The sequence below is a fragment of the Sporosarcina koreensis genome, from assembly GCF_000826145.2.
GTDB classification, from domain to species: domain Bacteria; phylum Bacillota; class Bacilli; order Bacillales_A; family Planococcaceae; genus Sporosarcina; species Sporosarcina trichiuri.
In genome coordinates this window covers 624,991-644,934 of record NZ_LN651337.1, presented here as the reverse complement: position 1 = coordinate 644,934, position 19,944 = coordinate 624,991, and the positions used below count along the sequence as shown (strand labels likewise).

Sequence of the window (19,944 nt, the reverse complement as noted above, 5' to 3'; positions counted from 1 at the left end):
ACTGGATTCATCAGTACTCATGAAAAGCCGAGGAGGGACAATGATGGGCAAGTCCGACATACATACGATGAAACAGCAGGAGTTCAGCCGGCCGACAGCAGAAGAATGGAGAGCCGCAGCGGAAACGTCACTGAAGGGCAGGAAGGTGGAGACGCTGGAGACGGAGACGATGGAAGGGATCCGCCTCAAACCGCTGTATATGGAACGGCCTGCCCGGCTGCCGGTGCGGCCGGATAACGGCAGCTGGGTGATTGCGCAGGGCGCAGGAGGCCAGACAGGGCAGGAATGGCTCACTGGTGTAAGGGAAGGGCTGGAGAAAGGCAATGAAGCGATCTGCCTGGACGGAAGACAGCAGAAGATCGAATGGGACGACACGTCGCTGGAGCAGCTTGCAGAACTGCTGACAGAGTCGCCGATCGCCTGGTTCCACATTGAAGAAGAGGACGAGATCCTGAAAGTGTTCGGGAAAGTGCAGGAAACGGACCGGAAATCGGTGTCCGGGCTTCTGTGCGCAGGTAATTTCCGCATGCCTGCAGGATATCCGAACGTCCGGACGGAAGGGATCGATCTCGAACCGATCCATATGAAAGGCGCCGACAGTGTGACTGAACTGGCATACGCTCTGGCAGCGGCTGCAGAACGTGCCGAGAAATCAGAGGACTTCGAACAGTTCGCGAACAGCGTGTTCTTCCGATTTGCCGCAGACACGCAGTTCTTCATGGAAATCGCCAAGTTCCGTGCATTCCGGTCGCTCTGGTCATTGTTCAGCAGTGCCTATGGAGCGGATGATGATATAACCATCCCAGTCTGCGGCATCACCTCCATGAGGTCATTCTCCAAGATCGACCCTCATGTCAACCTGCTGAGAGCGGCCAACAGTGCGTTTTCCGCCGTGCTCGGCGGTGCCGACTGGCTGATGGTGACACCATACAATGCATTGACCGGTGACACGCCGCAGTCGCAGCGCTATGCGCGCAGCATGCAGCTCATCCTCCGTGAAGAGACGCACGCCGGAAAGACCGCAGACCCTTCAGGAGGTTCATATTTCATCGAACAGCTGACGGACGAACTGATCCGGCGCGCATGGCAGCGCTTCCTCGATATGCAGGAGGCAGGGGGCACCGAAGGGTTCCTTGCCTCAGGCAGGCTTGAAGAGCTCGCGGACGAACGGAAAACGAAGGCGGCTGCAGGTGAGCTGCGGCTGATCGGAACGAATGTATACGCCGATCCGGAGGGTGCAGAACAGCTGTCGCTGACTGCGATCAGCGCGGAAGACCGGCCAGCCTATCCGTTCGAGCGTCTGAGGGAGAGGGCGAAAGGATGCAGACTCGACATCGTCCTCATTCCGTTCGGAAAGCTCGCAGACTACAAACCCCGCACTGATTTCGCAGCCGGCTTCCTTGCGGTTGCAGGGTTGACGGCACGAATGGCGCCGCCGTGCAGCAGCGGCTCGGATGCTGCTGCCTGGCTGAACAGTGAAACACCCGATTATGCTATTCTTTGTGCCGATCCCGCGACATTGGAGTCAGTTACCGCCGATGTGCTTGCCAGAGTGGCGGACAGCATCCGTCTCGATGCAGCCGGTAAGGCAGCTCCGGCACTAGCTGAGCAGTGGCTCAGATCCGGGCTGAACGGTTTCATCCATGCAGGACAGGATAAGGTTATGAAACTCACAGAGATCATCAGTCTCAGCAAGGGAGGGATCACAGATGAAAAAGCCTGATTTCAGCCAAGTCAATCTTACAGGAGTGCTGAACGGGGGACAGCAGAGGGGGCAAGCATCAGACAGTCCATTCATGACCAATGAAGGGATCCCCGTCCGTCCCATGTATACTGCTGAGGACATGAAGGACGCCGGGCATTTGGACGGCTTTCCGGGGATCGCCCCGAACACACGCGGCCCGTACCCGACGATGTATGTATCCCGTCCGTGGACGGTCCGGCAATATGCAGGATTTTCGACGGCTGAAGAAAGCAATGCGTTCTACCGCCGCAATCTTGCGATGGGCCAGAAAGGGCTGTCCGTGGCGTTCGACCTCGCGACACACAGAGGATACGACTCGGACCACCCGCGGGTGACCGGCGATGTCGGGAAAGCTGGTGTCGCCATCGACTCCGTCGAGGATATGAAAATCCTGTTCGACGGCATCCCGCTCGACCAGATGTCTGTCTCCATGACTATGAATGGTGCCGTCCTGCCGATCATGGCCTTCTATATCGTTGCAGCGGAAGAACAGGGGGTAACGCCCGAACAGCTCGCCGGCACAATACAGAATGATATCCTCAAAGAATACATGGTGAGGAACACCTATATATTCCCTCCCGAAATGTCCATGAAAATCATTGCAGACATATTCGAGTACACATCCAAAAATATGCCGAAATTCAATTCGATCTCCATCTCCGGCTATCATATGCAGGAGGCGGGTGCCACAGCGGATATCGAACTGGCCTACACACTCGCGGACGGCCTGGAATACGTGCGGACCGGGCTGCAGGCAGGTATCGATATCGATTCGTTCGCACCGAGACTGTCGTTCTTCTGGGCAGTGGGCATGAACTATTTCATGGAAATCGCAAAGATGCGGGCAGCCCGTATCATTTGGGCGAAAATGATGAAAACGTTCGATCCGAAAAATCCGAAGTCCCTTGCCCTCCGAACACATTCTCAGACCTCGGGATGGAGCCTCACGGAACAGGATCCGTTCAACAATGTCGCCCGGACGCTGATCGAAGCGAATGCTGCGGCCATGGGGCATACGCAGTCGCTCCACACGAATGCGCTCGATGAAGCGATCGCCCTGCCGACAGATTTCTCTGCCCGGATTGCACGCAACACGCAGTTGTTCCTGCAAGAAGAGACACTGATGACCAAAACGATCGATCCGTGGGGAGGGTCCTATTACGTCGAATCGCTTACGGCGGAACTCGTGGACAGAGCATGGACACTTATCGAAGAGATCGAAGACCTCGGCGGAATGGCGAAAGCGATCGAGACCGGCCTGCCGAAGATGAAGATCGAAGAAGCCGCAGCAAAAAGACAGGCGAAAATCGACTCGAAAAGCGAGACGATCGTTGGAGTTAACCAATACCGGCTGGATGAGGAGGAACCGATCGACATCCTCGATATCGATAACACGCTCGTCCGGCAGAAGCAGATCGAGCGTCTCGGCAGGGTCAAGGAGAACCGGGACGGGCAGGCCGTCAAAACGGCGCTGGACCGCCTGAGCTCAGCGGCTGCCGATGGGTCAGCCAATCTTCTGGCACTCGCTGTCGATGCAGCTCGCGCCAGGGCGACCATCGGAGAAATCTCCGATGCCATTGAAGCGGTTTCGGGACGTCACAAAGCGGTCATCCGGTCCGTAAGCGGCATCTACAGCCAAAACTTCTCCAATTCCGAAGAGATTGATGAAGTCAAACTGATGACAGATGAATTCCTTGAAAACGAGGGGCGCCGTCCGCGCATACTCGTCGCGAAAATGGGGCAGGACGGCCATGACCGCGGTGCGAAAGTCATCGCCTCCTCATTTGCCGATCTTGGATTCGATGTGGACATCGGCCCGCTGTTCCAGACGCCTGAAGAAACAGCCTTGCAGGCGGCCGAGAACGATGTACATGTCATCGGTGTCAGTTCCCTTGCGGCAGGCCATAAAACCCTCGTACCCGCACTGCGCAGTGAACTCGCCAAGATTGGCAGACCGGACATATTGGTCATCGTCGGCGGTGTGATTCCCGCTCAGGACTATGAATTCCTGCGTGAGAACGGAGCGGCCGCAATTTTCGGTCCCGGGACGGTCATCCCTGTTGCAGCTCAAAAGGTGATTGAAGAGATCTACCGCCAGCTCGGTTACGAGGAAGTGATGGAGTGAGCAGCCAGGACAATGTCCGGGGTAAGGAAACGGCACTCAATATAGCTGAGGGTGTCACCTCCTCCCATGACGGCATGCGCCGGACGGGACGCAAGGTGTTCAGGAAAAGCTCTGGTCCGCTCGATATCGGTGCGCTGACTGCAGGCATTTCTTCAGGCGACCGGCTGAGCCTCGCTAAGGGGATCACTCTGCTAGAAAGCACCGCTGCCAAAGACCGGCCGGCTGGCCAGGAGCTGCTGCTGAGCCTCCTGCCGAAAACCGGGCGCAGTGTGCGGGTCGGCATCACCGGAGTCCCGGGAGTCGGCAAAAGTACATTCATCGAAGCGTTCGGACTGATGCTGACGGAGGCCGGTCACCGTGTCGCGGTTCTTGCCGTCGATCCGAGTTCCACCGTTTCGGGTGGCAGTATTCTTGGTGATAAGACACGGATGGAGCTGCTTGCACGCGAGCCGAAGGCATTCATCCGCCCGTCACCGTCCGCTGGAACCCTCGGCGGCGTCCACAGGAAGACACGGGAGACGATGCTGCTGTGTGAAGCTGCCGGCTATGATGTCATCTTAGTGGAGACCGTGGGCGTCGGGCAATCGGAAACAGCCGTCAGGGAAATGACGGATTTCTTCCTGATGCTGGCGCTCACCGGTGCGGGAGACGAGCTGCAGGGGATGAAAAAAGGAATCATGGAGCTGGTGGATGGAGTCCTTGTCCACAAAGCCGACGGCGGCAATGAACGGCTGGCCAAAAAGACCGTACGGGATTACCGGCAGCTCGCACACTTCCTGCAGCCTGCCACCCCCGGCTGGACTACACAGGCGCTTGCCGTTTCTTCCATCGAGAAAACAGGACTTGCGGAAACCTGGGCGATGATCGAATCATTCAGGGACCAGATGCAGTCCGCAGGTTACTGGACCCAGCGGCGTCAGGAACAGACACGGAGCTGGTTCCATTCCATGATCGAAGACCAGCTGATCCATTCGTTCTACGAGACACCGGGCAGGAAGGAACTTGTTGCTGCGCTCGAAGCGAGAGTTCTTGCAGACGAGCTGACCGTAGCCGGAGCGGTGAAGCGGGTATTCAGTGAGGATGAGGGTGCCCCCGAGGAAAACAGCTGAGCGGCTGAACGGTTTTCATCAGCCCCGTAAACTGGTATGATAGAGATATCTTGCAAGGAGGAGGACAACTGTTATGACTATGGATTTCAATTTCTATATGGACGATATAACCGGCCAGGCACGCAGTGAAATGGAAGCGGGCGGCTATGAGCAGCTGAAGACGGCTGAAGAGGTGGAAACGGCGTTCACGCGCCCCGGCACGACGCTTGTGATGGTGAACTCCGTATGCGGCTGTGCAGGCGGAATCGCCCGTCCCGCAGCGCTGCATGCCATCCACTACGATAAGCGGCCGGATCACCTTGTCACGGTCTTTGCCGGTCAGGATAAGGAAGCGACTGCACAGGCACGGATGCATTTCGGTGAGTATCATCTGCCTTCCTCGCCGTCCTTCGCGCTCATGAAAGATGGGGAGATGGTCGCTGAAGTAGGCCGTCACGAAATCGAGGGGCACGATCCGATGTCCGTCGTCATGAATCTGCAGGAACAGTTCGATAAGTACTGCGACGAACTCTGATTGAACAAACAGGCCGGCATCAGATTACTGATGCCGGCCTGCATATTCGAGCGTGATCAGAACAGGGTGCTGATACCTATGACGACAGTGGAGATCACCATAGTTGCGATCATGACATAGACGATTACTTTCTGGACTTTCTTGTTGCTCATGAGCGATAACCCCTTAATTGGTTTGATATCTCCATTCTAACAGAATCAGCGGAATTCTCAACAGGCAGTCTGTCTTTTTATTCATATACATCAGAATAGGGGTGGGACTTTGGAAAAGGTGGATCACATCGGGATTGCCGTGAAAAACATGGACGATTCGCTTTCGTATTACATACATACACTGGGCCTGGAACTGCTCGGCACTGAAACGGTTCCCGAGCAGCAGGTGACCGTTGCGTTCCTGGATGCCGGCAACATCAAACTGGAACTGCTCGAGCCGATCGGAACAGATGGCCCTGTCGCTAAATTCATCGAGACACGCGGTGAAGGGGTGCATCACATCGCATTCGGTGTCCGGGATATCCGCGGACGCATGGAAGAGTTGCGATCGCATGGTGTGCGGCTCCTCCAGGAGGAGCCGAAAGAGGGTGCAGGCGGCGCAGAGGTCGCTTTCCTGCATCCGAAGTCATCGTTCGGCGTCCTGTTTGAATTATGCTCGAAACGCAGACTGGGGGATGAGTAAGATGGATATCTATGAAAAGATCAATGAGTTGTACGACAGGAAACGGAAAATCGAACTTGGCGGAGGGGACGAACGGATTGCCAGGCAGCACGAAAAAGGGAAGCTGACTGCCCGCGAACGAATCGATCTGCTTGTCGACGAAGGGACGTTTGTCGAGCTGAACCCGTTCGTCGCACACCGGACACAGGATTTTGGCATGGACAAACTGGAAGGACCGGGTGATGGTGTCGTGACAGGCTATGCGAAAGTCCATGGCCGGCCGATCTATCTGTTTTCCCAGGACTTCACCGTGTTCGGCGGGGCGCTCGGGGAGATGCATGCCATGAAAATCGCCAATGTCATGGACTTGGCCGCCAAGAACGGAGCACCTTTCATCGGGCTGAATGATTCAGGCGGCGCCCGGATCCAGGAAGGCGTTGTGTCACTGGATGGCTATGGGGAAATCTTCTACCGGAATTCCATCTACTCCGGTGTGATTCCGCAGATTTCCGTCATTCTCGGACCATGTGCCGGAGGGGCAGTCTATTCTCCCGCCATCACTGATTTTGTCTTCATGACCGATGAGACGAGCCAGATGTTCATCACCGGCCCCAAAGTCATTGAAACCGTGACAGGCGAAAAGATCACATCAGAAGACCTGGGCGGTGCGGAAGTCCATAACAGTATCAGCGGCAACGCCCACTTCCGGGGGGCATCCGAACAGGAAGTGCTGGAAGACGTTCGGCGCCTGCTGACGTACCTGCCGCAGAACAATAAGGAAAGGACCCCTGTTGCAGAAACAGGCGGCGGCGATGATTACCGGCCGGATCTGGCCGATGTCGTGCCGTATGAAACAATCCGCCCGTACGATGTCAGGAAAGTGATCGAGCAGATTGCAGACGCTGGGTCCTTCATGGAAGTCCAGAAGGAATTCGCCCGCAATGCAGTCGTCGGCTTCGCCCGCATCAAAGGCGAGTCCGTCGGGTTTGTCTGCAACCAGCCGAAAGTGATGGCGGGCGGTCTCGATATCGATTCGTCGGATAAAATCTCACGGTTCATCCGCACATGCGATTCCTTCAACATTCCGATCATCACGTTCGAGGACGTGACAGGCTTCTTCCCGGGTGTCAAACAGGAACACGGCGGAATCATCCGCCACGGAGCGAAAATCCTGTATTCCTACTCGGAAGCGACAGTACCGAAAATCACGGTGATCTTACGGAAAGCATTCGGGGGAGCCTATGTAGCACTCAACTCCAAAGCAATCGGCGCAGACCTCGTGTTTGCGTGGCCGAACGCGGAGATTGCCGTCATGGGGGCGGAAGGGGCCGCCAACATCATCTTTGCCCGTGAAATATCAGCAAGCGGGGATCCGGAAGCGACGCGCGCGGCAAAAATCGCGGAATACCGGGAAAAGTTCTCGAATCCGTATGCAGCTGCCGCGAAAGGGATGGTCGACGATGTGATCGACCCGCGCGAGACGCGCATCAAACTCGTGCAGGCGCTTGACATGATGCGGACCAAAGAGGAACAGCGTCCGAAAAAGAAACATGGAAATATGCCACTATAAAGGAGCGATTCGATGAATTACCAACGTATGCTGGATGAGTTTTTTGAACTGGTGAAGATTGATTCGGAAAGCGGGCACGAGGAAGCGATTTCAGCAGTGCTGAAAAAGAAACTGGAAGACCTCGGATTCGAAGTGGTCGAAGATTCGTCGAAAGAACGCACAGGCCACGGGGCGGGCAACCTGATCGCCACGATGAAAGGATCCATCCCTGAGTCGGATCCCATCTACTTCACTTCCCATATGGACACCGTCACACCGGGGACAGGTATCGAACCTGTACTGAAAGACGACGGATATGTGTACTCGGCAGGCGAGACGATTCTCGGTGCGGATGACAAAGCAGGGCTTGCCGCCTTGTTCGAAATGATGCGGACATTGAAAGAGAGCGGGGAAGCGCACGGGGATATCCAGTTTGTCATAACGGCAGGCGAAGAAAGCGGCCTTGTCGGAGCCCGGGAGATCGACCGTGACCTGATGCATGCGAAGTACGGCTATGCGGTCGACAGCGACGGGAAAGTCGGCGGCATTGTCACAGCAGCACCGTACAATGCAAAACTGAAGACGGTGATCCATGGCCGTACAGCACATGCAGGTGTCGAGCCGGAAAAAGGGATTTCAGCGATCACGATTGCTGCGAAATCCGTCGCGAAAATGAAACTCGGCAGACTTGACTCCGAGACGACTGCGAATATCGGCCAGTTCACAGGCGGCCAGGCGACCAATATCGTCTGCGACGAAGTCCATATCCTGTCGGAAGCGCGCTCGATCGACCGTGCGAAACTGCAGGAACAGACCGACCATATGGTCAGCGCCTTCAAGGAGACTGCCGAAGAGATGGGCGGCTCTGCGGAGACCGATGTCAAACTGAACTCACCGGGCTTCCGGTTCAGCGAACAGGACGAGGTCGTGCAGGTCGCATCGGAAGCGATCCGGGCAATCGGCCGGCAGCCTGAACTGCTGACGAGCGGCGGGGGAAGCGACGGTAACATTTTCAATGGACATGGGTTCCCGACGGTCACACTGTCCGTCGGCTACGAAAAGATCCACACAAAAGAAGAACGGATGCCGGTCGAAGAGCTCAACAAGCTGGCTGATCTGCTGCTTGAAATTGTCCGGACAGTCGTGAACAAAGGGAAGAAGGAACAGTAATATGGAAGATTTCAAAGCGATTGTCGTCCGGTGCGGGAACGAAGAGTATGCGCTTCCTGTCGAAAAGACGGTATCCATCGAAGAGCTGGAGAAGATCAATCCGATCCCCCATCTGCCGGACTACTTGCTCGGTCTCATGAGAATCAGGGGAGAGCTTGTGCCGATCCTCGATTTCCAGCAGATCCTATACAATACGTCTGCAAAGGATGAGCCGGATGCGAAGGTCGTCGTCGTCCAGACTGGGGACTTCTTTTACGGGCTGCTCGTATTGGAAGCGAAGGAAATCCTCGATATCCCGGCAGACCGGCTGACGACACAGGGGCTGATGGCCTATTCACGGACACCGTATTTCTCATCGGTAGCCAATCTGGAAGATCGGATCATCACGGTGATCGATCCTCGAGTATTGACCGAAACACTTTCCGGAATGCAGGATATTGCAGACTATGTCCATTCCCGGGAAGCCGACGTAAAGTGATTAACACGGCCGGGCGGCTTGCTGCCTGGCCTTTTCGTAAAGGAGGCGCCCGTATGGCGGACAATGGACAGAAGACACCGAGAGTCATTTTGCATCTGGATATGAACTGTTTCTTTGCCTCCGTCGAACAGGCCCACAACCCGGACCTGAAAGGTCTTGCCATGGCGGTCGCCGGCAACCCGAAAGCGAGGAGGGGCATCCTTGTCACGTGTTCCTATGAAGCTCGTGCGAAAGGTGTATATACGACGATGACTGTCGGGGAAGCGAAGCGTCTGTGCCCGGAACTGGTCCTCGTTCCGCCGGATGGTGAGAAGTACAGGCAGGCATCACAGGCGGTTTTCGGCATTCTCCGGACATATACCGATCTCGTAGAGCCGGTTTCCATCGATGAAGCCTATATTGATATCACGGCAATCGGCGGGCTGACGAATGCGATCGGGCTGGCAAAGGATATGCAGGACCGTATCCTCCGGGAACTCGACCTGCCCTGTTCAATCGGAATCGCCCCGAATAAGTTCCTTGCCAAGACGGCATCTGATATGAAAAAACCGATGGGCATCACAATATTGCGCAAACGGGAATTGCCGGAACTGCTGTGGCCGCTGCCGGTCATCGATATGCATGGCATCGGCAAGAGCAGCGCCCAGAAGCTGGAGGACAGCAAGATTCTCACTATTGGGGATCTTGCCTGCGCTGAGGACTTACTCGTCAAACAGGTGCTCGGCAAGCGCGGACTGCGTCTGAAGGAGCGTGCAAACGGATTTGACAGCCGTCCGGTGGATCCGGAGGCGGCGGAAGAACGGAAAAGCGTCGGCAGCTCCACCACGCTGCCTGTCGACGAAACAGAGCTCCCTGCCTGCCTGCGTGTGCTGGAGGGGCTGGCGGAACGGGTCGAGGAACGGCTGGCCAGACGCGGCCTGGCAGGCCCGCTGCTGTCGATACAGATCCGGACAGCCTCCTGGCGCAATCAGTCGCGGAGCCGGACGCTGCTTAATCCGATCTACCGGAAGGATGATATTTACAAGGAAGCGGCAAGTCTGTTCAAGCAGCATTGGGACGGAGAGCCGATCCGTCTGCTCGGCATCACTGTTGGAAATGTCATCCCCCGTGAGGAATTGTACGAGCAGCTGTCGTTCGATAACTACGAACGTCACGAAAAAGAAGTGGCCATGGAGAAGCTGGTCGTGCGCATGAACGATCAATTCGGCGAAGGGGCTGTCCGGAAAGGCCATCAGTAAATTGAAAGGAGCAGATCGAAATGGAAGTCCAATTTTTAGGGACAGGGGCAGGCATGCCGTCAAAACTGCGCAATACGACATCGATCGTGCTGAATCTTTCTGCAGAGGAGCGCGGGTACTGGATGTTCGACTGCGGGGAAGCGACCCAGCATCAGATGCTGCATACGACGCTGAAACCGCGGAAAGTGAATAAACTGTTTGTCACCCATCTGCACGGGGACCATTTGTTCGGGATCCCGGGATTCATCGGTTCCCGCTCGTTCCTCGGCGGGAACGAGCCGCTGGATCTCTATGGGCCGCCCGGTATCAGGGAGTGGGTGGATACGACACTCCGCCTGACGAGGACTCATCTCGCTTATCAATTGAGAATCCATGAGATCACCGAAGAAGGAATCCTGTATGAAGATGATGAATACAAAGTGACCGCCCGGCTGCTCGCGCATGTGATCCCAAGCTTCGGCTTCCGGGTGGAACAGAAGCCGCTCGCCGGCAAGCTGCTCATCGACGAAGCGACAGCAGCCGGTGTGCCCAAAGGACCTCTTCTTCAGCAGCTGAAACTCGGCAATGATATTACACTGGAAGACGGCACCGTGGTGACCAGTGCCAGTGTGCTCGGGGAACCGAAGAAGGGGTTCATTGTGACGATACTCGGCGATACATGTGTTTGCGAGGCGTCCCGGGTCCTATCGGAGAATGCAGATATTGTCGTGCATGAAGCAACGTTCGACGCAGAGACGGGACAGCTTGCAGAAGACTTCGGGCATTCGACGATCCAGCAGGCTGCTGCGGTTGCGAAGGAAGCCGGAGCGAAGGCGCTGATCGCCACTCATATCAGTTCCCGGTTCCTGCCCTCCGATATGGAGGCGTTCAGGCGGGAAGGGCAGGCCGTCTTCCCGAATGTATTCGTGGCGGAGGATTTCTCGCAATATACACTGCAGGGCGGGGAAGTCGTCGAAAGCTCATTCAGAAGGTAAAGCATGCCGTATAGGAAAGCGCTTGGATGGATATCTCAGTATCCGTCCAAGCGCTTTTATGTTGGGTTCAGCCAGTGGCTGTTAGAACGTCCAGCCGCGGCTGTATTGCACGGGAGGCTCGATTTCAGTATGGAGCTCCCGGGCAGCTTGGTATGGCCAGTAGGCATCGCGGAGCATTTCCCGGCCGATCAATATGAGATCCGCCCGTCCGTTCTGCAGGATCTCTTCCGCCTGCAGTCCCGATGTGATGAGTCCGACGGCGCCAGTCGGAATGTCCGCACCTGTCCGGATCGTTTCCGAGAAAGGCACTTGGTACCCCGGGTACGGACGTATTTTCGCTGGGACGACTGCACCCGAACTGACATCGATCAGGTCGACCCCCTGTTCTTTCATCCATTCCGCCATCTGGACATATTGGTCAGCCGTCATGCCGCCGTCCGCGTAGTCTTCAGCGGAAATCCGGACGAACAGGGGACCCTGCCAGACGGAGCGGACGCCGTCGATGATTTCCCTGAGGAACCGGTAGCGGTTTTCTGCGGATCCGCCGTACTTGTCGTTCCTGTGATTCACGAGCGGAGACAGGAACTCATTGATGAGGTAGCCGTGCGCTCCGTGCAGTTCCAGCAGATCGAAACCGGCGCTGCCGGCACGGCGGGCGGCAGCTGTGAATGCCTCGACGGTTTCCCTGATGTCCTCTGTGCTCATCTCGACAGGTGTTTTATAGTCCTCGCTGAACGCAATTGCGCTCGGTGCCTGGATCGGTCCGTCGACTTCCGATTTCCGTCCGGCATGGGCGAGCTGGATGCCCGCGGCGGCTCCATGCTGGCGGATCAGCGACGTGACCTGCGACAGCCCCTCCACATGACCATCACTCCAGATGCCGAGATCCTGCGGGCTGATCCGTCCCTGCGGCTGGACTGCGGTCGCCTCCAGGATGATGAGACCGGCCTGGCCGACAGCCCTGGAAGCGTAGTGGACGCGATGCCAGTCCCCTGCGATGCCGTCTTCATCCATGCAGGAATACATGCACATCGGCGCCATAGCGATACGGTTCTTCAATGTAAGATTGCGGATCGTATAGGATTCGAATAGTTTGGTCATTATCTGCTCACACCTTTCTGCGAATGACTTCATTGTAGCAGAAAGTGCCAGTCTGTCATCGGCTGCGGCTTACGGGCTGGCCGAAACCGGCCCCCAGTTCCCTTGAGCGCCGCTCCGCCTGCCGGATACAAGCGTCCACGGCGGCCTGAAAGCCGTGATCGTCCAATGCCTGCAGACCGGCTGCCGTCGTGCCGCCCGGGCTCGTGACGTCATTCCTGAGCACGGCAGGCTCCTTTGCCGTCTGCCGCAGCATGGCTGCAGCCCCTTCGATCGTCTGGATGATCAGATCCCGTGCGGTCCGCTGCTTGAGCCCTGCCTGTATAGCCGCTTCCTCAAGTGCCTCCGCCAAGTAATAGACATACGCAGGACCGCTTCCTGATAAAGCGGTCACTGCGTGCAGATCATCCTCCTCCACCTCGGCAACCATGCCGAACGATCGGAGAAGTGTCAGGATGAACTCTTTCTGGCAGGCCGTCACTTGACGATTCCAGGCAATCCCGGTGGCGGACAAACCTGCAGCAGCGGATGTGTTCGGCATGGAACGGGCGATTCCCCTCACGCCGAGTCCCGCTTCAATCGCTGCGATCGGTATACCTGCAAGGACGGACAGCACCACTGCATGGGACGGGATAGCCGATGCGATTTCCTGCATGGCGCTCTCCGCATCCTTCGGTTTGACGGCAAGAACGATGAGGTCGGCCTTTGTCAGCACACTGCGGTCCTTCAGCACAGGAGATACACCGTATTCCGTCTTCAGGTAATTGAGCCGTTCATCGTCGGACTTATTCAGCACATGGATGCCGGACGGCTCCACTGTCCGTTTGGCGCAGATGCCTGCAATGACGGCTTCAGCCATCGATCCGGCGCCGATAAATACGATCGTCTTCATGGTAGCTCCCTCTTTCCGCAAAGGCTGTTTTGTACCAGTTTAGAGGATTCGGAAAATAAGTCAACTGCTGTGTAAGACGGCGGGACATGACGAACTCAGGGAAAAGAGGTACAATGACTGAATAGTGATTCAGTATTGGAGGAAACAGAATGATTCATCAACTGACAATCCCGACACCGTACGCAGTGGGCGATGTGAATGCATTCCTTGTGAAAGGGGATGCACTGACACTTGTCGATGCAGGACCGCGTACAAAGGAAGCCTATGGAGTTCTTGAGAACCAACTTGGTGAACTCGGTGTGAGGATGACGGATATCGAGCAGGTGCTTCTGACCCATCATCATCCCGATCACAGCGGGTGGACAGACGCATTTCCGAACGCCGTGCTCCTCGGCCACGAATATAATAACAATTGGCTGACCCGCGATGGTGGGTTCATCGAACGGCATGACCGTTTCTATATGGACCGGTTTGTCGAACAGGGTGTGCCCGAACAGTATCTCGGTCTTGTGAAAAAAATGAAACGGGCCGCGGAATTGATGGGGCAGCGCAGGCTCGACCGGATTCTGACCGAAGGCGATGAACTTCCCGGCCTGCCCGGCTGGACAGCACTGGAAACATTAGGCCATGCACAGAGCCATCTTTCCTTTTGGAATCCTGGGAAGCAGGTGCTGATCGGCGGGGACCTTCTGCTGTCGAAAGTATCATCCAACCCGCTCATCGAACCGCCGCTTTCACCTGATGAGGAACGGCCAAAAACACTGCTCCAGTACAACCGCTCCCTGGAACGGCTGCTGGAACTGCCGGTCGGAACCGTCTTCAGCGGGCATGGCGATCCTGTCACCGACGTTCATCCTCTCATCCGGCAGCGGCTTGAGAAACAGCACGAACGGGCGATGAAAGTGCACGGCATGCTCGCGGACGGCCCTAAATCGGTCTTCGAACTGACCACGCAGCTGTTCCCGAAAGCCTATCAGCGGGAGCTGGGACTGACCTTATCCGAGACTCTCGGCCAGATGGATTACCTGATGGAACAGGGGCTCATCAAGCGGAATAGGGACGATCGGGGGATCGATCGGTATGAGCAGTCGTAAGAAAGTGCTCATCACCGGCGCGACGAGTGGTGTCGGATTCGAGACGGCAAAACGGCTTGTCACCGAAGGGCACGCCGTCCAGGCGACCGGGCGGAATCCGGCCAGGCTGGCTGAACTTGAACAATATGGTGCGGTTGTCTATAGGGAGGATCTCAGCTTGGAAGGGGCTGCCGACCGACTGATGAAACTGATCGATATGCCGGATACCGTCATCTTTTCCGCAGGGGTCGCCAAGTTCGCGCTTGCAGCGGACACAAGCGATGAGGACATTGACCGGATGTTTACGGTCAATGTACAGAGCGTGATCCAGCTCACGCAGCGGATCCTTCCGGCGTGGGTCGCGAGACAGAGCGGCCACTTCCTCTTTATCGGCTCGCAGGCCGGAAAAGTGGCCACACCAAAAGCTGCGGTCTATGCAGCAACGAAGCACGCGCTGATCGGTTATACGGATGCACTCCGCATGGAAGCCGCACAGTCCGGAATCGATGTGACCGTCGTCAATCCGGGTCCCATCGATACAGCGTTCCTCGACACGGCAGACGACACGGGGAACTACCGGACGTCGGTCGGGAGACATCTGCTGACGGCGGATGGGGTGGCTGCCGCTGTCGTGGCGGCGGTCAAACAGCCGGTTCGGGAAATCAGCCTTCCGAGAATCATGGGGGTGACGAGCCGGCTGCATGCACTCGCTCCTGCGCTGACCGAGCGGATCGGCAAGAAATATTTCATGAAGAAGCTGGAATGACGGAGATGTCCTGGACGAACAAAAGCCCGCCGGCCCCATTATGGGGCTGGCGGGCTTTCATTTGTGCAGGGACGGTTTACATCCGGGCTGCAGTTTTTTTCCTTCTGAACTTACCGAGGAATTCATAGACAATCGGTACGAAGACCAGTGTCAGCAATGTGGAACTCACCAAACCGCCGATAACGGTAACGCCGAGTCCTTTCGAGATCAGCCCGCTGCCTTCCGCGCCGATCGCTAACGGTATGAGTGCACCGATCGTAGCCAGTGCGGTCATCAGGATAGGGCGCAGACGTGTGGCGCCGGCTTCGAGGAGTGCTTCACGGGTCGGTGAACCGGCCTGTTCCTGGTGGATGACCCTATCGATCAGCACGATGGCGTTCGTGACGACGATGCCGATGAGCATCAGCAGTCCGATCATCGCGGATACACTGATCGTTTCGCCTGCAATCAGCAGACCGACGAGGGCTCCGATGACTGTGAATGGCAGCGAGAAGAGAATTGCAAGCGGCGCAAGTCCTCCGCCGAACGTGATGACGAGAATCAGATAGACAATTGCGATGGCAGCAAGCATCGCCAGTCCGAGCTGGGTGAAAGCTTCCGCGATATCTTCTGTCACACCTGCTGATTTCACCTGGACGCCGGACGGCAGATCGAGTTTGTCGATCTGTTTCTGAACGTCCGCCGAGACACTTCCGACATCTTTGGAGGTGATGTCCGCTGTCACACTGGCGTACAGCTTTCCGTCTTTCCGGGACACTGTATCCGATGTAGTGCCTTCCTTGACAGTGACCAGGTCGGAAACCGGAATTTCCTTGCCGAGAGGGGACATGACCGTCTGTTTCAGCAGGTCGTCGATCGATTTCAGTGACTCGGTATCCTTATGGATGACCACATCGATGGAACGGCCGTCCTGATCCAATTTGGTCAGAACATCTTTCCGCGTATCCGGATACAGCACACCGCCGATCTGTGCAGTCGTCAAGCCGGCTTGCGTCAGTTTCTCCTGATCGGCTTCCAGTGTGTATTCCTTGTAGGTGCGGGATAAGCTGGTTTTCGGATCTTTCAGTTCCTTGTTATCTGTCAAGACAGTTTCGACTTCTTCAGCAGCGGCCTGCAGATCTTTCAGGCTGCTGCCATAGATGCCATAGCTCACCTGGCTGCTCGCTCCGGTTGCTGCGAAATCCTGGGATTTCCATTCACCGTCCGTCTTCATATTCTGCAGTTCCGCAAGCGTGTCATCTTTCACTTTCGTGAATTCCGGTGTATCTTCATCGAATGTGACGAATAGCAGGCCGCCGTTTGACGCTCCCGGCGCCATCGGGTTCTGCCCGCCGACTGATACTTGAACCGTTTCCACATCGTCCTTACCGAGCAGCAGATCTTCCGCTTTCTCCGCATTTTCATCCACGGTTTCAAGCGGCTCGCCAGGTGCTGGCGTATAGGTGATGTACATCGTTTTCTGCTCTTCATCCGGCAGGAAGCTGACGCCCACTTTCGGGATGAGGAAAAGACTGCCGACGAGCAGGGCGATCGAAATCAGCGCTGTAATCACTTTATGGTTCAGCGACCACTCAAGCATCCGCCTGTAGCTGAGTGCGAGTCTGCCATGGTGCTCTTTCTTCGCCTTCACCGTTCCGTCCAGTTGTTTCCGGAACAGCGAGTGGGCCATCATCGGAACGATCGTGATGGCGACAAGCAGGGAAGCGAGCAGTGCGAACACGACAGTCAGAGCGAACGGCATGAACAGCTCACCGACCATACCGCTGACGAGTCCGAGCGGTACGAAAACGGCAATGGTCACAAGGGTGGAGGACAAGATCGGCCGGATCATCTGTTTCGTCGATTCCCGTATGAGCTCCCGGCCCTTCAGCTTCTCATCCGGGAGATGCATGCGCCGGTAGATATTTTCGACGACGACAATCGAGTCATCGATCACCCGGCCGATCGCAACGGTCATGGCACCGAGCGTCATGATGTTGAGTGTAATGTCCATCTGATTCAGCAGAAGGACTGCAATGAGCAGGGACAGCGGTATCGAGATGATCGAAATCAGGGTCGACTTGAAATTACGCAGGAACAGCAAAATGATGACGACTGCGAATAATGCACCGAATATCGCTTTGCTGAGCATCGTTTCGATGGATTGTTCAATCGGTTCCCCCTGATCGAGCGTAGTGGAAATCGTGAAATCCTTATTGTCTTTCTGATATTGCTCAATTTTATCCTTGACGCCATTGGCAACTGTTACAGTGTTGGCATCCTGCGATTTCGTGATTTGCAGGGAGATCGCTTCTTTTCCGTTCGTGCGGGAGATGGACTCGGCTTTGCCGACCTCTTCGATATCCGCAATGTCGCCAAGTGTTACGGCAGGCAGTTGGATGTCAGCAGGCATCTGACCCGGCATCTGTCCGTCGGGCTGCCCGGACAGCCCGCTCTGCAGAGCAGCACTGTCAGCTGCCCCGGCAGCAGGGGCTTGCGGTGTAATCGGGATTTCAAGCTTTTTCAGCTCTTCAATGGTGGTCAGTTTACCATCAACGACGACTGATTGTTCTTCACTGCCGAATTCCAGCAGTCCGAGCGGCATTTTCATATCAGTTGCCTGAATCAGCTGCCTGACCGTCTTTTCATCCAGATTATACTGCTTCAATTTGTCAGGGAGGAACGTAAGCTGGACTTCCTCGACCTGCTGGCCGGTCACTGCGACGTCCGATACACCGTCGATACCTTCCAGAGATGGCACAAGGTCGTTCTGGACATGGCTCGTGAGGTCTTCAAGCGAAGCTCCTTCTTCTGAGACACTCAGTCCGAGGATCGGAAACGCGTTGATGCTGATTCTTCCTACCGATGGTTCTTCCGCGTTTTCCGGAAGATCGAAGCTGCTGAGGGATTCTTTTACGTCTTCTTCAGCGGCCTTCATATCCGTGCCGAATTTGTACTCGATCTGGAGGGAGGAGGCATTCTGGTAGGACGTGGAACTGACTGCGGAGACGCCTTTCAAGTTGCGCATCAGCCTCTCAAGAGGTGCTGCCAGTTCATCATCGACCTGCTGGGGGATCGCTCCCGGATAGATGGTCGTCACACTGACGATCGGCACTGTGATATCCGGAATGGTTTCGAGTTTCATTCGCGTGCCGGAATAGATGCCGGCCGCTGTAATGATGATTGTCAAGATCCATACCGCTAACTTGTTCTTCATGACAAAATTGATGATCGGGTTCATAATAACCTCCATAGCGTTAATTTTAACAGTTTGCTATAATACGTTGTAATGATAACTGACCGGTCAGTCAGAGTCAATAATTGGACGTCCATATCAGACGGAGGAGGCGTATCTGTGACAGAAAAAAAGGAAATGATCATCAAGAAAGCGGCGGAACTGTTTGCAAAGAATGGGTATGACGCAACATCCATCCAGCAGATCACCGATGCCTGCGGAATATCGAAAGGCTCTTTTTATTTATCATTCAAATCGAAGGAAAGTCTTCTTGGGGGTATCATCACGTATTTCAGTGAAAAAATCGTCAATCGGATCGAGGGTGTGTTCATCGGGGAAAGCACAAGTGCAAGCCGGTTTGAACACTCGCTATCCATCTATTTCGAGGAACTGGATGACTACTCATCGTTCATCCTCACCCTGATCAGGGAGCAGGCGAATCCGATGAATGAATCTATGAGGGACCAGATGGAAAGTATGCGGAAAAAGATGTATCTGACACAGGAAAAACTGCTGATCGATCTGTACGGGGAAGAGTATCGGGACCGGATGCCTGATCTGATCACGATGCTGAATGGCATCATTAAAGGGTATATTGAACTGATTGTAATCAGTAACGGAACGTTGGATCATAAAAATCTGCCAGCATTCATCCGGAATACGATGGATGCGATCGCATCGGCTGTCGAGACACCTTTTCTGACCCGAGATCAGCTGATCGAGTTTCAATTCACGGAGGGGCCGGCGGAGATGACGGCCGAAGAACTGGTCGCCGCACTTGAAGAGGTCATGAAAGACCCTGACGCACCTGAAGAGGAAATTGTCAGCGCGGAAATGATCCGCACGGAGCTAATGACAGGCAAGCCGAGGCGGGCTGTCCTCTCCGGCATGGCAACCAATCTGACAAAGAGCAGGTCAGCGAAACAGGCAGCAGAAGGACTTTCCGTCTGGCTTTCCGGTGAGTAAGTCGCAGCAGACAAAAAGAAGAGGCATCCAGAATTCGGATGCCTCTTCCGCTGCGGAAAATTTTATGGTTCTGAGATGCATGCTGCTGACGTTTCTACCGTTAGCTGACTGGCATACCTCTTGCATTCAATCCGTACAATCCATCATGCACTTGCACAAAAAACTTACAATACACTGTCTTTCTTCCACACGTTCTTCTAATCACGGTGATAGATCGTCAGTTCAGCAAATTTTCCGCCAAGGCTGTGCATTTCTCCCGGTCGGCGTATGACGCGTATCCGGATTTCGCCTTGTAGTAATCGATACCCCGCATTCACATACCATAAACCTTGTTTTCAATTCTTTTAGTAAAACTTTTCCCGTCTGCATAGCGCAGGCAA

17 protein-coding genes are annotated in these 19,944 nt (G+C 55.5%); 13 read left to right on the top strand and 4 right to left on the bottom strand.

The window, feature by feature from the left end; all coding sequences use genetic code 11:
* Positions 1–43: 43 nt before the first annotated feature.
* The 4 genes from BN1190_RS08870 (at position 44) to BN1190_RS08855 (ending at position 5,492) form a co-directional block, all read left to right on the top strand.
* Entirely contained in the window at positions 44–1,723 is a 1,680-nt protein-coding gene (locus BN1190_RS08870; RefSeq protein WP_052461773.1) for a methylmalonyl-CoA mutase family protein, read from the top strand.
* Complete coding sequence (gene scpA / locus BN1190_RS08865) at positions 1,710–3,869, top strand: methylmalonyl-CoA mutase (RefSeq protein ID WP_040286564.1); 2,160 nt, start codon at positions 1,710–1,712, stop codon at positions 3,867–3,869. Before BN1190_RS08870 ends, scpA begins: the two co-directional genes overlap by 14 nt.
* Complete coding sequence (gene meaB, locus BN1190_RS08860; RefSeq protein WP_040286563.1) at positions 3,866–4,978, top strand: methylmalonyl Co-A mutase-associated GTPase MeaB; 1,113 nt, start codon at positions 3,866–3,868, stop codon at positions 4,976–4,978. Before scpA ends, meaB begins: the two co-directional genes overlap by 4 nt.
* Positions 4,979–5,051: 73 nt before the next feature.
* On the top strand, positions 5,052–5,492 hold the full coding sequence (locus BN1190_RS08855) for a BrxA/BrxB family bacilliredoxin (RefSeq protein ID WP_040286562.1): 441 nt from the start codon (positions 5,052–5,054) through the stop codon (positions 5,490–5,492).
* Positions 5,493–5,548: 56 nt separating this feature from the next.
* Here BN1190_RS08855 and prli42 read toward each other — a convergent pair whose 3' ends face one another.
* On the bottom strand, positions 5,549–5,644 hold the full coding sequence (gene prli42, locus BN1190_RS15040) for a stressosome-associated protein Prli42 (RefSeq protein ID WP_179860767.1): 96 nt from the start codon (positions 5,642–5,644) through the stop codon (positions 5,549–5,551).
* Positions 5,645–5,753: 109 nt separating this feature from the next.
* On the opposite strand from prli42, the gene mce reads away from it, so the two are divergent.
* Genes mce through rnz form a run of 6 tightly spaced genes read left to right on the top strand, consistent with a single transcriptional unit; the run spans position 5,754 to position 11,555 of the window.
* Entirely contained in the window at positions 5,754–6,167 is a 414-nt protein-coding gene (gene mce / locus BN1190_RS08850; RefSeq protein WP_040286561.1) for a methylmalonyl-CoA epimerase, read from the top strand.
* A 1-nt stretch (position 6,168) separates the two neighbouring features.
* Entirely contained in the window at positions 6,169–7,716 is a 1,548-nt protein-coding gene (locus tag BN1190_RS08845; protein WP_040286560.1) for an acyl-CoA carboxylase subunit beta, read from the top strand.
* 12 nt (positions 7,717–7,728) lie between these two features.
* Positions 7,729–8,865 carry a M20/M25/M40 family metallo-hydrolase gene (locus BN1190_RS08840; RefSeq protein WP_040286559.1) on the top strand — a complete coding sequence of 379 codons (1,137 nt, stop codon included), beginning with the start codon at positions 7,729–7,731 and terminating at the stop codon, positions 8,863–8,865.
* Position 8,866: 1 nt separating this feature from the next.
* Positions 8,867–9,343 carry a chemotaxis protein CheW gene (locus BN1190_RS08835; RefSeq protein ID WP_040286558.1) on the top strand — a complete coding sequence of 159 codons (477 nt, stop codon included), beginning with the start codon at positions 8,867–8,869 and terminating at the stop codon, positions 9,341–9,343.
* 53 nt (positions 9,344–9,396) lie between these two features.
* Positions 9,397–10,581, top strand: a complete 1,185-nt coding sequence (locus tag BN1190_RS08830; RefSeq protein WP_040286557.1) for a DNA polymerase IV — start codon at positions 9,397–9,399, stop codon at positions 10,579–10,581.
* Between the two features lie 20 nt (positions 10,582–10,601).
* Entirely contained in the window at positions 10,602–11,555 is a 954-nt protein-coding gene (gene rnz / locus BN1190_RS08825; protein ID WP_040286556.1) for a ribonuclease Z, read from the top strand.
* A gap of 81 nt (positions 11,556–11,636) precedes the next feature.
* On the opposite strand, the gene namA is transcribed toward rnz, so the two are convergent.
* Entirely contained in the window at positions 11,637–12,659 is a 1,023-nt protein-coding gene (namA, locus tag BN1190_RS08820) for an NADPH dehydrogenase NamA (protein ID WP_040287245.1), read from the bottom strand.
* Between the two features lie 52 nt (positions 12,660–12,711).
* Positions 12,712–13,545: a pyrroline-5-carboxylate reductase gene (gene proC, locus BN1190_RS08815; RefSeq protein WP_040286555.1), complete on the bottom strand. Its 834-nt coding sequence runs from the start codon at positions 13,543–13,545 to the stop codon at positions 12,712–12,714.
* Between the two features lie 149 nt (positions 13,546–13,694).
* Here proC and BN1190_RS08810 point away from each other — a divergent pair, with 149 nt between their 5' ends.
* Complete coding sequence (locus BN1190_RS08810; RefSeq protein ID WP_040286554.1) at positions 13,695–14,639, top strand: MBL fold metallo-hydrolase; 945 nt, start codon at positions 13,695–13,697, stop codon at positions 14,637–14,639.
* Entirely contained in the window at positions 14,626–15,384 is a 759-nt protein-coding gene (locus tag BN1190_RS08805) for an SDR family NAD(P)-dependent oxidoreductase (RefSeq protein ID WP_040286553.1), read from the top strand. Before BN1190_RS08810 ends, BN1190_RS08805 begins: the two co-directional genes overlap by 14 nt.
* Positions 15,385–15,460: 76 nt before the next feature.
* On the opposite strand, the gene BN1190_RS08800 is transcribed toward BN1190_RS08805, so the two are convergent.
* A complete protein-coding gene (locus BN1190_RS08800) occupies positions 15,461–18,604 on the bottom strand; it encodes an efflux RND transporter permease subunit (protein ID WP_040286552.1) in 3,144 nt (1,047 codons plus the stop codon).
* A 114-nt stretch (positions 18,605–18,718) separates the two neighbouring features.
* Between BN1190_RS08800 and BN1190_RS08795 the strand changes: the two genes are divergently transcribed.
* Positions 18,719–19,564 (top strand): TetR/AcrR family transcriptional regulator, encoded by an 846-nt coding sequence (locus BN1190_RS08795; protein WP_040286551.1) that lies wholly within the window; start codon positions 18,719–18,721, stop codon positions 19,562–19,564.
* The last annotated feature ends 380 nt before the right edge of the window (positions 19,565–19,944 follow it).

What these genes read in the sequence shown, in the direction of transcription:
- BN1190_RS08870 (WP_052461773.1), top strand. Translation starts at nt 44, where the DNA reads ATGGGCAAGTCCGACATACATACGATGAAACAGCAGGAGTTCAGCCGG.
- scpA (WP_040286564.1), top strand. Translation starts at nt 1,710, where the DNA reads ATGAAAAAGCCTGATTTCAGCCAAGTCAATCTTACAGGAGTGCTGAAC.
- BN1190_RS08855 (WP_040286562.1), top strand. Translation starts at nt 5,052, where the DNA reads ATGACTATGGATTTCAATTTCTATATGGACGATATAACCGGCCAGGCA.
- prli42 (WP_179860767.1), bottom strand. Translation starts at nt 5,644, where the DNA reads ATGAGCAACAAGAAAGTCCAGAAAGTAATCGTCTATGTCATGATCGCA.
- BN1190_RS08845 (WP_040286560.1), top strand. Translation starts at nt 6,169, where the DNA reads ATGGATATCTATGAAAAGATCAATGAGTTGTACGACAGGAAACGGAAA.
- BN1190_RS08840 (WP_040286559.1), top strand. Translation starts at nt 7,729, where the DNA reads ATGAATTACCAACGTATGCTGGATGAGTTTTTTGAACTGGTGAAGATT.
- BN1190_RS08835 (WP_040286558.1), top strand. Translation starts at nt 8,867, where the DNA reads ATGGAAGATTTCAAAGCGATTGTCGTCCGGTGCGGGAACGAAGAGTAT.
- BN1190_RS08830 (WP_040286557.1), top strand. Translation starts at nt 9,397, where the DNA reads ATGGCGGACAATGGACAGAAGACACCGAGAGTCATTTTGCATCTGGAT.
- rnz (WP_040286556.1), top strand. Translation starts at nt 10,602, where the DNA reads ATGGAAGTCCAATTTTTAGGGACAGGGGCAGGCATGCCGTCAAAACTG.
- proC (WP_040286555.1), bottom strand. Translation starts at nt 13,545, where the DNA reads ATGAAGACGATCGTATTTATCGGCGCCGGATCGATGGCTGAAGCCGTC.
- BN1190_RS08810 (WP_040286554.1), top strand. Translation starts at nt 13,695, where the DNA reads ATGATTCATCAACTGACAATCCCGACACCGTACGCAGTGGGCGATGTG.
- BN1190_RS08805 (WP_040286553.1), top strand. Translation starts at nt 14,626, where the DNA reads ATGAGCAGTCGTAAGAAAGTGCTCATCACCGGCGCGACGAGTGGTGTC.
- BN1190_RS08800 (WP_040286552.1), bottom strand. Translation starts at nt 18,604, where the DNA reads ATGAACCCGATCATCAATTTTGTCATGAAGAACAAGTTAGCGGTATGG.